Source organism: Actinomadura chibensis NBRC 106107 (assembly GCF_001552135.1).
Taxonomy (GTDB): domain Bacteria; phylum Actinomycetota; class Actinomycetes; order Streptosporangiales; family Streptosporangiaceae; genus Spirillospora; species Spirillospora chibensis.
The window spans coordinates 93,945-108,288 of the sequence record NZ_BCQP01000039.1; the positions used below are offsets into that span (position 1 = coordinate 93,945).

Consider the following 14,344-nt stretch of genomic DNA (forward strand, 5'->3'; position numbering starts at 1 on the left):
CAGGCCGGGCGGGTGGCGCCTACCGCCGGGTAAGTGAGCGGCCGCGGGGATCGGGCCGTCCGCGGCGGCGGGCGCCGGGATTCACCGGGTCAGGACGCCGCCGTATTCGTAGAGGTTGGAGCCCTGGGCGCGGCCCTCGAAGGGCCGGAGCGCGGCGTCGATGGCCGGGAGCGGCGGCTGCCCGGGGTCCGGCCGCCATTCCTTGAGGTTCACGAGGCCGGGGCTGAGGGAGGTGAGGCCGTCCAGCAGGGCCGCGAACTCCTCGGGCGTCCGGGACTGCCAGGGAATTCCGGCGGCGTCGATGGCGGTGCCGAACGCGTGGCCGCGGACCGGGTCGTCGCAGACGACCTGCGAGGCGGCGATGTGGCTGCCGGGGGCGGCGTGGTCGATGACGGCGTGCAGGGTGTCGCGCGCCCCCGCGAGACCGCCGCCGGGGTCGTCCTTGAGGTGGTGCCCCACCGAGAGGTACAGCACCGCGACCGGCTGGTCGAAATCGATGAGGCGAACCAGGTCCGGGTGCCGCAGGACGGCCGGATCGCGCATGTCGGCCTGGACGATGACGGTCGACTCGTCCTCGGCGAGCAGGGCCCGGCCATGCGCCAGCACGATCGGGTCGATGTCGGCGTACACGACCCGCGCGTCGGCGCTGAACCGCTTGGCCACCTGGTGCACGTTGTCGCCGGACGGCAGCCCGCACCCGAAGTCGATGAACTGGGAGATCCCGGCGCCGCCCTGGTCGGGCGGGGCGGCCAGGTAGCTCACGGCGCGGTACAGGAACTGCCTGTTCTGCCGGGCGATATCCAGGCACTCGGGGAAGTTCGGGAGCAGATCCAGCAGGAACTTCCGGTCGGCGGAGAAGTTGTCCTTTAATCCCAGCATCCACCCGTAGGCGCGCGCGGAATGCGGGATCGAGCCGTCTATCTCCATCGACGTCATACGTCCGGACCTCCATCAGCGATGATCGACCGCATTGGAGACTGTACGGCCTGCGCGGCGGACGCCCCCAGCACTATCCGAGGAGATCCCGTGAACAGTAGCGACACAAAGCGGCAAGTGTGGGATCCCTTCGGCACGCTTCACCGGGTCCTGTGGATCAGCGGCGGGCAGTGGGCGGGCAAGTCCACCGTCGCGCGGCTGCTGGCCGTCCGGTACGGGCTGACCGCCTACCACTACGACCACCACGACGCCCGCGGCCACAACGACCGGCGGATCGCCCGCCGCGTCATGCTCGGTCAACCTCCCGCCGACCCGGACCCCGACCAGACCTGGGTGGACACCACCCCGGAGGACATGGCCGCCGAAACGCTGGCGGGCTTCCCCGTCCGGTTCGAATGGGCCTTGGACGACCTGCGCTGCCTGGTCTCCGGGCGCCCCATCATCGCCGAGGGCTGGGGGCTGCGCCCCGAGCTCGTCGCCCCGATCATCGACTCGCCCCGGCGGATGGTCGTCATGGCGCCCACCCAGGCGTTCCGCGACCGCCAGCTCCGCGAACTCCCGCGCAGCGCCACCGTCAGCCACCAGGTCAGCGACCCCGAACGGGCGCAGCGCAACCGGCTGGAGCGGGACCGCCTCGTCGCCGAGGACGCCGTCCGCTCCGCGCGACGCCTCGGCATCCGGGTGATCGAGGTCGACGGGTCCCGCGACGCCGCCGCCGTCGCCGCCGACGTCGCCGACCACTTCGGCCCTTACCTGCCTCCACCGGAGGCCCGTGACGCCTGACCGCCACGGCCGCCGGATCCAGGCGTGCCGGGCGGGGGCGTCAGTCGCCGGTCCGGGCGGCGAAGGGGAGGGGCAGGTCGCTGACCAGGCGGCGGTGGACGCCGTCGATGAGCCGCAGCAGGTCCGCGCAGTAGACCGACGGGTTCAGGAAGCCGGTCCCGGGACGGTAGCGGTGGGCGTAGAGACCGCCGCCGCAGACCCTCGCCCACCGGCAGTCGCGGCACGTCGGGCACAGCCCCCGGGCGCCGAGCTGGCGGGCGGCCGCCGTCGGCATCGCGAGCACCTGGTCGAAGGAGTCGCGGCTGACGTGCAGGCCGGTCACCGGGGCCTGCGCGGACACCGACTTCAGCAGGTCGGAGTGCTCGATGGTGCCGTCGGTCTCCACGACGGCGACGCCGATGGGCGCGAGGCCGAGCAGCTCGCTGGACGCGCGGCCGCCGAGCAGGAGTTGCAGGATCTCGGCGAAGATCCGCACCTCGGTGCCGGTGCCCCGGTCGCCGTACCACCGGTCGAAGATCCGCAGCAGCCAGTCCGCGTAGGGGGTGCTCTCCGGGTCGTCCGGGTCGCGGTACGGAGGCGGCGTGCGCCAGTTGCCGTGGGGGAGCAGGAAGTCCATCCGGGGCGGGGCGAAGCGGAGCAGGGCCTCGTAGGTCTCCACCGGGTCGTTGCGGATGTCGATCGTGCACAGCAACCCGGTGAACATCCAGCGGTGGCGCGGCGACGTCAGCCGGTGGAGGCCCGCGGCGACGCGCTCGTGGCTGCCGCGCCCGTCGGCCCGCCGCCGGTGGCGGTCGTGGGCGGCGGCGTCCCCGTCCAGGCTGACCCCGATCCGGACCTCCAGCTCGGCCAGGGCGCGCAGCCGGGCCTCGTCCAGGCGCGTCCCGTTGGTCTGCACGGTGACCTGGACGTGCGCGCCGCCCGCCGCGCGCCGCGCCGCCCGGACCGTGTGCGCGAGCAGGCCGATGTCGGCGAGCAGCGGCTCCCCGCCGTGCAGCACGAGCCGGACGGAGTCCAGGCGGTGCGCGCGCACGTGCTCCCCGATCCGGGCGACGGCGGCGTCCACGACCGGGCCGGGCATCTGCCGGGGCCGGTGCCGCCAGCCCGTGTCGGCCATCTCGTACATGTAGCAGTAGTCGCAGGCCAGGTCGCAGCGGCTGTGGACCTTCAGGACGAACTCGCGGAACGGGCTCGGCCGCCAGCCGGACGCCAGCAGCGCGGGCACGTCCAGGGTCGCCGGCCACTCGTCCGCGTGCGGGGTCATCGCAGGCTCTCCGCCTCGCAGACGAGCCCCGCCGCGTCGGCCACGCGCCGGGGGAGCGAACCGTTGGCGAGCGTCCACGCGGACCGGTGGTCGGCGAGCAGCCGGGCCGCCGTCTGGCAGGCCGCGTGCGGGACCCGCGCGCGGGACCACAACGCCAGCGTGTCGCGCATTCCGCGGACGAAGCGGGCGCCGAGCGGGGGCAGCGCGGGCTCGGCCAGGAGCTGGTCGAGCCCGACGCGCACGGCCGCGCGCCACCGCGCGAACTCGACCTGCGCCTCGAACGCGCTCCGGCCGCGCTCGTGGTGGCGCTGCCGGTACCAGAACCCGGTGACGCCGAGGAACGCGTACGTGCCGTGCAGCAGGGCGGGCAGGGCCCGGGGGTCGGGACGCCACGGCGCGTAGAAGCGGGGCGGGCCGGACGTCTCCGGCAGCAGGCTGACGGTGTCCATCAGCGCGGCGAGTTTCGCGTGCTGCATCTCGTGCACCAGGGTCACGGCGAGCTGCCGGGGGTCGGCGGTGACCGAGGTGGCCACGCAGCCGAACGCCTCGCGCGAGGTGGCGCTGGCCAGGCCGAAGGCGTCCGCCACGAGCGGCGTGACGGTGCTGATGAGCGCTCCGGCCTCCGCGGCGACGGCCGGGTGGCCGCGGTCGAGGAGGCGCAGCGCGGCCGCGTAGGAGTCCCGCAACTCGGCGAGCGTCTCGGCGTCGAGCCTCGGGGCGAGCTTGATCCCGGGCGGGAAGCGGTAGGGGTCGGTGTCGTCCAGGAGCACCGGGAACGGGTCGTCGGCCAGCGGCCGCAGGCCCTCCCACCCCGGCGCGGTCGTGCCGGTCGGGTCCGGGACGTCGACCCGGCGCCGCTCCGTGTGGACGCGTGCCGCGATGCCCGGCTCGTCGTCGGGGACGCGCACCGTGGCCCGGACGGCGCGGTCGTCGAGGAGGGCGCGTCCCACGGAGGGCAGCGTGACCGCCCCATCGCGCACCGCGACCCGATAGGCGCCGGGGATGCGGGCCCGGACCGCCACGGCGGCGACCAGCGCGCCGAGCTGGGACGGATCGTCGTCCGGGGCGGCGGCGCCCGCCGGTCCGGGGTCGCGCAGGGCGCGGAGGGTGCGCAGGGCCCAGACGCCGACCGACGGATGGCCGAGGACCGGACGCGCCGCGTCCGGAACCCGCTCGAGCAGCCCGAGCAGCCGGTGGAGGTCCCGGCCGATCCGCTCGGCGCCGGGGTGTCCCGCCCTCCGCGCGGTGTCGGCCACGGCCGCGACGAGCAGGACGTTGCGGCTGTACTCGACATCGCCGAGCGCCCGGACGACCGCCGCTCCACCGCCGCCGGCCGCCAGCGCCGAAAAATCCCTGACCGAAATGGAATGGGTCGGCCAACGCATATATGGCTCGCCATACGTAGAGGAGAGGACGATCCCGATTATCTCCAGGTATGCCATGATCTCCAAACCCCGGCGTTCCGCCGGAGCCGCCGGGGACGTTTGAGGCGGGACGGGCCGACATGTCTGTCCGCCCTTCCACATGTTCGGCTTTGGCCGGACCACGCGGCCGATCCTGGTTTAACGTGAGATGGGAGGGTGATAAATGCGTGTTCGGGTCCTGTTCCTCTGGCTGCTGTGCACGGTCGCCTTCGGTACGGCGATCTCCCCCGCCATGGCTCTCACCTCCCGTTCCGGTAATCTGACCGCCCCCGAGGACGACCCCGCGCCGTCCCCCTCCGCCACGACGACCACGGTCGGCGCCGGGGAGGCGCGGAAGGTCTACTGCCTCAGCCGCGCCCAGTGGCCGGAATTGGTCGATGCGATCGCGGCGCTGAACCTGGGGGAGCGCCCTTCCCCCGTGCCGTCCCCGTCCGCGAGCGCCGCACCGGGGCCCGACCAGATCCTCGTCGGCGGGCGGCTCACCGATCTGAGGACGTGGAGCCGCCTGCATCCCGAGGAGTTCGCGCGCGCCTGCGACGCGGTGGTCAAGACGGCCGCGCCGCCGAAGGAGAAGCGGGGCGGCGGCCTGTTCTCCGGGATACCGGGGTGGCTGCTCCCGCTGCTCGCCGGAGCCGTGCTGACGATGTTCACCACCGAGTTACGCGGGGCCATCGACCGCGGACGCGCGCTCGCGGGCACCCTGCGCGAACTGACCGACGCCTATCTGGCCGAGGCCGACGCCGTCCTCACGGAGGCGGAGGACGAACAACTCCGTGACGAGACCCTGCGTTCCTGCGCGGCGGCGACCGCGGCGCTGCGCAGGCATCTGGAGGAGGTGGCGGTGCGGCGGGCCTGGTGGTGGCGCGTGCGCAGGCTCATCGCCGCGCTGGAGGACGGCAGCGAGCACACCGAGCCGTTGACGCGCCGTCCGAAATGGCGGGACTACCAGGGCGACGAGAAGGCCGCCGACCGCGCGGCGTTCTGCGCGCTGATGCGCGCGCGGCTGGCGGACATGAAGAGAGAGCTGATGGTGGTCGCCCGCAATCTGGAGCGTCCTCGACCGCATCCCCTGCTGTGGGTCCGCCCCGGACGGGTCAAGTGATGGCCGCCGTCTCCGGCCGGCCGCGACGCCGCCGCGCGCGCGAGCTGACCTCGCACAATCCGTTCTGGCTTCCGCGCTACTCCGATTTACCGCCGCGCGTCCTGTGCCCTCTCATCGATGGCAACCATGCCAACTACTACGTAAAACTGAAAAGCGCCGAAGCCGAGTACGAGCGGTTCAAGGAACGCATGGCGATCAATCCGTCCGATCTGCCGCGCCGCGGTCATCTCGTACTGGTGCGGGGCGGCGAGGGGGCCGGGAAGTCCGCGCTGCTCAACCGGTGCGCGCACTGGCTGGTGGAGAACAGCCAGGAAACGCCGCCCAAGATCTACCACGCCCATCTCCTCGAGAACGACATCGACGACCGCGGCCAACTCGATCACGCCCTGCGGATCGCCAAGAAGCTCTACGGCCTCGTCCAGTTGGAGCTGGACGAGGCGGCCGTCAGCCGGCTCGCCCCCCTGTTCAGGGATCTGGAGGAGCGCCGCCCCGCCGATCCCGTGCACCGGCCGGAACGCGGCGCCCCGCGGTTCGGGGAACCGCCGGAGCCGCCGCCCCGGCCGCTGCGCGAGACGGACATCATCGACGTGCTCCAGTTCCTCGGTCGCGTGATCCAGGGCATGGGCGCCTGCCTCCTCCTCGTGCTCCCGCCCGCGAAGTCGCTCGCCGAGGTGGAGTCCTACCTCCGGCTCGTCCAGCCCAGCCTGATCCTGATGACCGAGCTCGACGTCGTCCACGGCGAGGACGCGCCGAGGAACGACTCCGACGCCGCGCTGGTGGAGCTCTGGCTGGAGGACTCGCTGTCCGACGACGACATCCAGGAGTTCCTGAGAGACCGGCTGAGGCGCGCCGAGCGCCGCGGGGCCGTGCACCCCCCGGTCAGCATGGAGACGCTGCGGCCGCTGCGCCGCACCGTCGGCGATCACATCACGATTTTCCTGTTGCAGAACTTTTTGGCAACGGTTTTGGAATTGGCCTTGCAGCGAAACGCACCAGAGGTGGGTGATGATGATTTCAACACGTTCCTCTCCGCGGGAATGGGATCCCCATGACGGATGAGATCGAGCAGGAGACGGGCCCGCCGCGCAATCCGTTCGCGCCCGGGGCGGTGGCCCGCCTCGGCGATCCGTCGTCCACCGCGTGGACCGTCCCGACGACCTCGGTGGTCGACGCGTGGCAGGCCGTGGACGACTACCTGGCCCGCGCGCGCCCGCTGCCGGGCGACACCGCGTCCGCGGCCGCCGCGGCCGCCGCGTCCGGCGAGGTCGTCATGGTCTCCGGCGAGCCGGGCAGCGGCAAGACGCACCTGGTCAACGAGATCATCAACCGGCTGCAGCACCCGGTCGACCGGTCCGCTCCGACCGCCGTCTGCGTGTTCATCGGCGCGCAGGGGCCCGGGTTCTACGAGACCTACCGCGAGGCGTTCATCCGCCGCTTCGACTTCGAGGACATCGTCGCGCTGGTGGTCGACGCCTACGCCCTGGTGGTGGCCGAGCAGTTCCAGGAGCACAACCCGGCCCTGGCCGACAACCTGCGGAACGGCTCGGCCGATCCCCGCGAGGTCGTCCAACGGCTGGGGCAGCGGAACCTGTCGCTGTCCCGTTTCCAGGCCCGGCTTCCCGAGATCGTCGGGGACGAGAACCTCGGGCACGCGCTGTCGCTGCTGCTGCACTCCCGCCTGGACATGGCCGCGTGGGAGTGGCTGCAAGGGCTGCCGCCGTCCGCCGCGCTCGCCGAGCGCGGCATCGCCGAGCCGCTGTCGGAGGCGGGCGCGCTGGCCGCGCTGGGCGCGTTCGCCACCCTGCACAGCTGGCTCGGGCGCAGGTTCGTCCTGATCATCGACGACCTGGAGAAGCTGCTCTCCGATGACCGGCGGCCGGCCTGGGGACGGGCCCGGCCGCTGCGGGCCCTGCTGGACACGTTCATCGCGACCGGCGGGATGCTGGTGCTCAGCGCGCTCCCGGAGTTCTTCGAGGCACTGCCGGTCGACGTGTCGCCCCGCATCCGCACCCAGCTCGTCCCCACCCCGATGACCGGCCGGGACGTCGCGTCGTTCATCGCGCTCCGGCGCCGCAACCACGACGGCCCCACCCTGGACTTCACCCGCGCCGCGGTGGACGAGATCGTCCGGCTCACGGGCGGCGCGCCGCGGCCGGTGCTGCGGCTGTGCTACCGCGCCTACCACCTGGCGGCCCCGCGCGGCGCGCCGGTGGACCCGGCGACGGTCCAGGCGGCGGCGCTGCGCCGGCTCGGCACGACGGGGGAGCCCCTGGCGGAGGTGAACGCCCGCGTCGAGCGGGTGCTCTTCGCCAAGGGCTGGCAGTTCGTCGCCCAGCACCGGCTGCCGGACGATCCCGCGGCGCAGACCTTGGCGCCGATGGTGGAGTACTGGGTGCCGATACCCGCCGGGCAGGACGCGAGCGGTTGCGCGATCATCCTCACCGGCGCGGTCCTGGACCCCAGGGACGCCGCCTCGGTGGGCGACCGGTGCCGCAAGGTGCGCCGCCGATGGCCGGACCGGCGTGCGCTCGTCGTCGTCGCCGAGTACCTCTCGCAGGACCTGCGCGGGAGCCTGACCGAGGCGGGCGGCGTCGAGCCGATCCTCTACCAGCCCTCGGAACTGCTCGACACGCTGCACGAACGGCTGGAGGGCGTCGCGCGGCAGCTCGGCGCGGGCACCGCGTCCGCCGTCCCGGCGGCGGCGCCGCCCGAGCTGTCGGGGTTCGGGGACAAGCTCGAACGCGTCGGATGGCAGGTCTCGCGGACCCAGGACGGCATGGCCGAACTGGCCGTCCGCCTGGAGCAGATCGCCCAGGAGACGCAGCAGCAGTGGCGCGAGGTGTCGCAGAGCCTCCGGGAGGAGAGGCAGCGTCCCGAGCAGCCCGCCGCCGACCACCTCGACCCCCGGCTGGACCAGCTGTTCCACGGCGCGCGCAGCTCGCTGAACGCGGTGGACGCGGTGGCCGACCTGCTCCACGACGCCTTCGACGCCTCCTCGCGGCAGTCCGATCCGGTGAGCCAGCTCCTCATCCGCAGGTTGCGCCGCAACAACGCGTTCGAGGCGATCGGCGTCGCGCTGACGCTGCGGAGCCTGCTGGACTCCTTCCAGCAGGGGATCGCCGGCTGGCTGCGGGAGACGCGGGGCCGTCCGCTGCGGGAGACCGACCGCGGCCGGCTGGAATCGCTGTGCGACACCTACGAGGCCGTCTACCAGACCGTCCCGCTGTCGTCGCTGGAGCGGCTCGGCGACCTGGCGGCGTACGCCGAGACGAGGGACGTCCGGTATCGCGGGGACAGGTTCACCCGGCACGTGGCGATCCTGCGCGCGCTGGACGGGCTGGGCGGGCTGGTCCTGAGAGCGGCGCTGGAGGCGTCCGAGACCACGGGAGGCCCCTGACGCCCGTCGCGAACGGATCGGCCGTGGCTCCCGGCCGTGTCTCCCGGCCGTGTCTTCAGGGCCGTGTCTTCAGGGCCGGTCGCCGCCGAACTGCTCGGCGATCACCTTGTTCATCCGCTGCTCGGCCTCCCACACCATCCTCTGGTCGAGCGTGACGCCCAGCATGACGACGTCGTCCGGGAGGACGCGGTAGTACAGCGCTCCCTGCTCGACGTCGAGCACGATCCGGGTCAGGTTCCCGTCCAGCAAGGCCCGCATCTGGAAGCCGAGCCTCCTGGCGAGCACGTTCACCCGGCGAACGATGTCGGCGTAACGGCTGCGGCGGGAGTCCGGGGTGGCCCCGATGAAGAACTCGTCGACGCCCGGGTCGTCGAACGCGTCCACCTCGCTGACCAGCCGGTCCCCGACATAGGTCGCCAGGTAGTGGAGATCGGTGTGCGAGACGTGCCGCCGGTGCAGCTCGGCGAACGCCCGGCCGGACTCGTCGGCGCCCACCACCCTCAGCTCGCTGCGGGCCGGCGCGTCCAGCCGGTCGGGCAACGGCTGGTAGCCCCCGGGGTTCTTCGGGCCGAGCGCGAGCAGCGCCCGCACGTCCTCGCTGATCTTGGCGAGCTGCCGGTCGGCGGTCTCGATCCGGTCGGCGCCCCGGGCGACGCCCACCAGGTACTCGTGCGGCCGCACGCCGAAGTGCAGGATCGCGCCCCGCTCGGAGGCGAACACGAGCCGGATCAGCTCGCCGCTGTCCAGCGGGCGGAGCCACGAGTCGGCGGTCTCGGCCACCTCGTTGAGCCGGCGGCCGATCCGCCGGTAGCGCTCGAACTCCCCCTGGGCGCCGTCCCGCTCCTCGTCGGGGACGGGCACGGGCCCCATGCCGAAGTTGTAGATGCCGTCGGTGAAGTGCGCGAGGTACCGCAGCCCGTCGTCGGCCGCCATCCCGCGCCTGACGGTCTCGATCAGCCGCCGCCACCGCTCGTCCAGATGACCGGCCTGGTCCGTCACGATGTTCGTAGCCATTGCGCGCTCACCCTGTCCTCTTCGCGGTGCCCTCGGTCGCGCCGCGTCCTTGGTCGACGGTGTCCGGCCGCTCAAATCAGGGGCGCCGTCCACTCGATGAGGCGGCCCGGTTCCCGTGCCGCCGGGCCCGGGCGCCGCGCGCGCACCGCGCCGAGGTTCTCGGCGGCGACGGCCACGGCGGGGTGCCCGTGTCCGAGCAGCGCGGTGTAGCCCGCGTGGGCCTGCTCCAGCAGTTCGACGGCCTCGTCCAGGTCGCGGGGGTCGTCGGAGCCGCCCAGCAGCGTCCCGTGGTTGAGCTGGGCCAGCAGCACGTAGGGGTGGTCGACGTCCAGCCGGGCCGCCAGCCCTTCCATCGCCTCGCGGCCGAGTTCCAGGGCCTCGCCGGGACGGTCGGCGAGGACGCAGAGGGCCAGGTTGCCCTGCGCGAGCAGCGCGAACGGGTGGTCGTCGGCGCGGTAGACCTCCCGGTACCGGTCGCGGCACCGCTCCATGATCTCGGCGGCGCCCGCGTCGTCGCCGCTCCGGCGCGCCCAGATGCCCTCGGCGATCCGGCAGGCGAGCGTGTGGGCGTGCGACTCGCCGTAGGTCCGGGCGTAGACCGGCACGATCCTGCGGATCAGCTGACCGGCCGAGGCCGTGGCGGGGTCCGGCCGCAGCAGCCGGGCGAGCGCCAGTTCCCGCTGGGCGCTCAGCCGGTTGAGGGCGTTCTCCGGGTAGATGTCCTCCAGCGTCGTCAGGGTCGACTGGAGGACGGCCTCCGACTCCTCGTACCGGCCGAGCTCGCGCAGCAGGATGCCCGCGACGATCCGCGAGGCGAGCACCCGCACCTCCCGGTCGCCGCTCACGCGGACAAGCCTGTCCTGCATGTTCAGCTCGCGGTCCAGCGCGTCCTCGTAGTGGCCGACGAGGATCTCCGACAGCACGAGGTTCCCGGTCGCCGTCGCGGTGAGCGGATGGTCCGCACCGAACACCCGGCGGATCTGCCGCCAGGTGGCGACGTCGTTGTCGTACGCCTCGTTGAAGGCGCCCTCCAGCCGCAGCACCGCGCCGCGGCCCCGCGCGGTCATCAGCGTGGCGGGGTGGTGGATGCCGAGGCTCCTGCGCTGCCGGCCGAGCGCGCTGGTGAACAGCTCCGCGGCGCGGCGCGGGTCGTCGAAGCGGATCAGGTGGGCGAAGTCGATGCGCACGCGCACGGTCATCGGGTCGTCGGCCGGCCAGCGCGCCAGCAGCGTCTCGGCGATGCGGCGGCCCTCGCGGGCGCTGCCGCGGTCCCCGGCCAGCCGCAGGAAGCGCACCTGGACGACCAGCCAGCGCCGCACCCGCTCGTCGGCGCTGTTCCAGGCGCCCTCCTCGGTGTCCCAGTCGCCGGTGTGCGGCAGGTGGCGCTGCAGCTCGGCGAGGGCCTCGCGGTGGTACGGCTGGTCCACCTCGCCGTCGGGCGGGCAGTACGCCGCCAGGATGCGCAGCGTCTCCGCCCGCCGCTCCGCCCGCTCGGCGGGGCCCAGGTTGTCCTGGACGAGCCGCTGGACGAGGCGGTGCGTGAGGATCTGCCCGTCGCGGTCGTGGTCCACCACCAGGAACCCCAGCCGCTGGGCGCGGACGAGCAGGGCGTCCAGCACGGTGCTGTCGGTGAAGCTGTCGTCGGCGGCGCGCAGCGCGTCCAGCATCGCGGCGGAGTAGAGCAGGGGCCGTGAGACCCCCTCCGGCGACAGGAAGGCGAGCACCTCGACCAGCCGCCGCAGCGCGCGGCCGTGCCGCCCGACGAGGAGCGTCTCCAGGGACAGGTCGAGGACGGCGGCGGCCGGGGGAGCGACGCCCCGCCGGGTCTCCGCCTCGATCCGGCGCCGCTCGGCGAACGCCTCCAGGAACGCCTCCACGGACTTGCCCGTGGCGGTGCGCCCGCGCACGCTCTCCGGCGGCGCCTCGTCGGCGACCGGGACGGGCGCGCTGGCCTCGGCCGGGTCCGGGCCGCCGAGGCGGCGCCGCTGGTCGGCGGCGATCCAGGCGGCGACCAGCGACACGGCGAGCGGGAGGTCGCCGACCAGGTCGGCGAGCCGGTCGGCGGACTCCGCGGGCAGCGCCGGGACCTCGCGGCGCAGCAGCTCCACGCTCTCGGCGCGGGAGAACGAGCCGGGCTCGGCCGTCGCGGCCGGGGGCCCGGCGGGCGCGTCCTCGACCGGCTCCTCGGCGGGTGCGGCGGCGGAGCCGAGCCCGCGCGCCGTGACGATGACGTGGCCGTGGCCCCCCTGGCGCGGCCGCAGCGCGGAGATGTCGGTCGACACGTCGACGTTGTCGAAGACCAGCAGCCAGGTCCCGTTGTCCGGATCGCCGAGCAGGTCCAGCGCGGTCGCGACGAGGTCGCCCCCGATGTAGGAGGCCTGCCCCAGGGAGGCGGCGCCGCGCCGGCCCGCCTGCCCGTCCAGGGACTGCCGGGCCAGCCGGCTCAGCACGGCGCGGGCCTCCTGGTCGCTCTGCGCGGGGATCCACCACACCTGGTCGTAGTCGGCGGCGAAGCGGTGCGCGTACTCCAGGGCGATCTGGCTCTTGCCGGTGCCCGCCTCGCCGTGCAGCACGTAGGGGCCCGCCGTCCTCTGCAGCTTGTCGCGCAGTTCGTCCAGCTCCCGCTGCCGGCCGACGAACGCGGGGTTCGGGGGCGGCAGGTAGCGGACGTCGATCGACCGGCGGGGGAACTTGGGGGTGAACCCGGTCGCCAGGTCCCGGCGCGTGTCGGCCGCCGCCGCGGCGAACGGCTGGAGCAGGGCCTCGCGCGCCGACTCCTCGTCCCGCCAGTCCATCCTGATCTCGCGGGTCACGCTCAGGCCCTCGACGGCGGCGTGGCGGGAGGTGCGCAGCGCCATGACCTCGCACTCGGGCGGCACCTCCAGGCCCGCCCAGGGCGGTTCGCCGGCGTCGGGCCGGGACGTCCCGACCGCGATCAGCCGGTCGGCCGTGACCGTCCCGCCGGGGCCGGGCGGGTCGCAGACCTCCACGCCCGCCTTGACCAGCTCGAACCGGACCCAGTCGGCCCACGCCCGGTCCCTCGGGTCGGCCAGCACGCACACCGAGACCCGTTCCGGCGCCCGGCCGAGCATGCGCTGGTAGGCCTCGACGGTGGCCCGCTTGATCGGCACGTCGGCGCGCACCCGGTTCCGGGTGATCTCCGCGACCAGCCGCCCGTAGGCCGCGGCGAGCCCGGTGTCGGCGGCCGGCCGCGCGGTGAGGACGGTGAGCTCCGCGTCGCGCCGCGGATCCGGGCTCTCGGGGACGCGCATCCGCTCCCAGTAGTCCGGGCTCCCGGGCCGCGACCGGCCGAACTGCTCCGCCGTCTGCGCCAGCACGCGCTTGTACTCGGCGGTGTCGACCGCCGACTGCCCGACCCGCATCAGGACGGGCAGGATCCGGACCGTGGGGGACAGCTCGTTGATCCGCCGCGCGAGCGCGGCGGTCCGCGCCACGCTGTCGGCGACCGGCAGGCAGCCGAGCACCAGCACGTCCGGGAGCCGCTCGGTGGCGGCGTGCGCCGCGTCGGAGTTGCCGTCGGGCGCGTCGACCAGCACGTAGTCGTAGGGGGTGGCCGCGAGGGACCGGCGCAGGGCCGCCGCGAACTCGCCGACGTCGACCCCCGCGGGCCGCTCGTCCCAGCCGCGCCCGAAGGTGAAGCGCCGCAGCAGTTCGGCGGGGTCGGTCGGCGGCAGGTAGTCCAACTGGCCCGGCAGCTCCAGCTCGCCGGTGTGCAGCCGGGTGATCTGCCGGGCGGGGTCGAACGGCGCGGCGGGGGCCTCCTCATCGGACCGGGTCTCGCCGTACCGGCGGGTCAGCCCGATCAGGCCGCCGCCTTCGGCCGTCTCGTCCAGGAACGGCCGCAGGTAGGCGTGGACGCGGGGAGCGGCCAGATCCCAGTCGATGACCAGCACCCGGCGGCCCGCAGCGGCGAGCAGGGCGGCGCAGTTGACGACGGCCATGGTCCCGCCCACCCCGCCGGTGAGCGAGTGGAAGGTCGCGATCACGGGCGCGTTCGTCCGCCCCGGTGCCGTCTCCTGCGGTCCAGTCGTCATCGCTGCTCCCGGGAAGTGGGTGGCGCGGTCGGTCCGAGGCGACCGCTGGGAGCGCGCGGCCGTGGTCCCGCCCCATCGGAACTTCGGCGTCGTCCCGCGAGACTAACCTCCCCAAACACCGCATTCTTACTCTAGTCAAACACGTGCGCGGTTATCCTCCGCACGTCAAATCGCGGCGTCGAAGCGCTGGTAGGCCGGGGTTTCCTCGACGGTCTCCTGATAGACGCGGTCGATCGCCCGGTACAGCGCCTCGCTCGGAATCTCGGCGAGCTCGGCGGGATCGATGCCCCCGATGTCGATGATCTCGGACCATACGCGTCCCGCGTCGTCCCGCATCTGCACCTCTCCCGATTAGGACGCTTGCTCCCGCAC

10 protein-coding genes are annotated in these 14,344 nt (G+C 73.8%); 4 read left to right on the plus strand and 6 right to left on the minus strand.

Translation table 11 applies throughout. The annotated features are described in order from the left end of the window. Positions 1–81 precede the first annotated feature (81 nt). Complete coding sequence (locus ACH01S_RS22870) at positions 82–936, minus strand: SAM-dependent methyltransferase (RefSeq protein WP_148344399.1); 855 nt, start codon at positions 934–936, stop codon at positions 82–84. Between the two features lie 90 nt (positions 937–1,026). On the opposite strand from ACH01S_RS22870, the gene ACH01S_RS22875 reads away from it, so the two are divergent. Continuing rightward, complete coding sequence (locus tag ACH01S_RS22875) at positions 1,027–1,719, plus strand: hypothetical protein (RefSeq protein WP_067894895.1); 693 nt, start codon at positions 1,027–1,029, stop codon at positions 1,717–1,719. 40 nt (positions 1,720–1,759) lie between these two features. On the opposite strand, the gene ACH01S_RS22880 is transcribed toward ACH01S_RS22875, so the two are convergent. Further along, complete coding sequence (locus ACH01S_RS22880) at positions 1,760–2,980, minus strand: FxsB family cyclophane-forming radical SAM/SPASM peptide maturase (protein ID WP_067894898.1); 1,221 nt, start codon at positions 2,978–2,980, stop codon at positions 1,760–1,762. Continuing rightward, the gene (locus ACH01S_RS22885; protein WP_067894901.1) at positions 2,977–4,365 is read right to left on the minus strand and encodes an HEXXH motif domain-containing protein; all 1,389 of its coding nucleotides are present in this window, start codon (positions 4,363–4,365) and stop codon (positions 2,977–2,979) included. Before ACH01S_RS22885 ends, ACH01S_RS22880 begins: the two co-directional genes overlap by 4 nt. 202 nt (positions 4,366–4,567) lie before the next feature. On the opposite strand from ACH01S_RS22885, the gene ACH01S_RS22890 reads away from it, so the two are divergent. The 3 genes from ACH01S_RS22890 to ACH01S_RS22900 are packed head-to-tail and all read left to right on the plus strand — an operon-like array spanning position 4,568 to position 8,903. Beyond that, positions 4,568–5,506, plus strand: a complete 939-nt coding sequence (locus tag ACH01S_RS22890; protein WP_067894904.1) for a hypothetical protein — start codon at positions 4,568–4,570, stop codon at positions 5,504–5,506. Beyond that, a complete protein-coding gene (locus ACH01S_RS22895; RefSeq protein WP_067894907.1) occupies positions 5,506–6,558 on the plus strand; it encodes a hypothetical protein in 1,053 nt (350 codons plus the stop codon). Before ACH01S_RS22890 ends, ACH01S_RS22895 begins: the two co-directional genes overlap by 1 nt. Next, on the plus strand, positions 6,555–8,903 hold the full coding sequence (locus ACH01S_RS22900; protein ID WP_067894910.1) for an ATP-binding protein: 2,349 nt from the start codon (positions 6,555–6,557) through the stop codon (positions 8,901–8,903). The genes ACH01S_RS22895 and ACH01S_RS22900 overlap by 4 nt, the downstream gene beginning before the upstream one ends. Before the next feature lie 69 nt (positions 8,904–8,972). Here the strand turns inward: ACH01S_RS22900 and ACH01S_RS22905 are convergent, their stop codons facing one another. The 3 genes from ACH01S_RS22905 to fxsA all read right to left on the minus strand — a co-directional run bounded on the left by ACH01S_RS22905 (position 8,973) and on the right by fxsA (position 14,308). Further along, a complete protein-coding gene (locus tag ACH01S_RS22905) occupies positions 8,973–9,917 on the minus strand; it encodes a hypothetical protein (RefSeq protein ID WP_067894913.1) in 945 nt (314 codons plus the stop codon). Positions 9,918–9,988: 71 nt separating this feature from the next. Continuing rightward, entirely contained in the window at positions 9,989–13,972 is a 3,984-nt protein-coding gene (fxsT, locus tag ACH01S_RS22910; RefSeq protein WP_157406302.1) for an FxSxx-COOH system tetratricopeptide repeat protein, read from the minus strand. A gap of 165 nt (positions 13,973–14,137) precedes the next feature. Next, positions 14,138–14,308, minus strand: coding sequence for an FxSxx-COOH cyclophane-containing RiPP peptide (fxsA, locus tag ACH01S_RS22915; protein ID WP_067894919.1), 171 nt, complete (start codon positions 14,306–14,308; stop codon positions 14,138–14,140). Positions 14,309–14,344 lie beyond the last annotated feature (36 nt).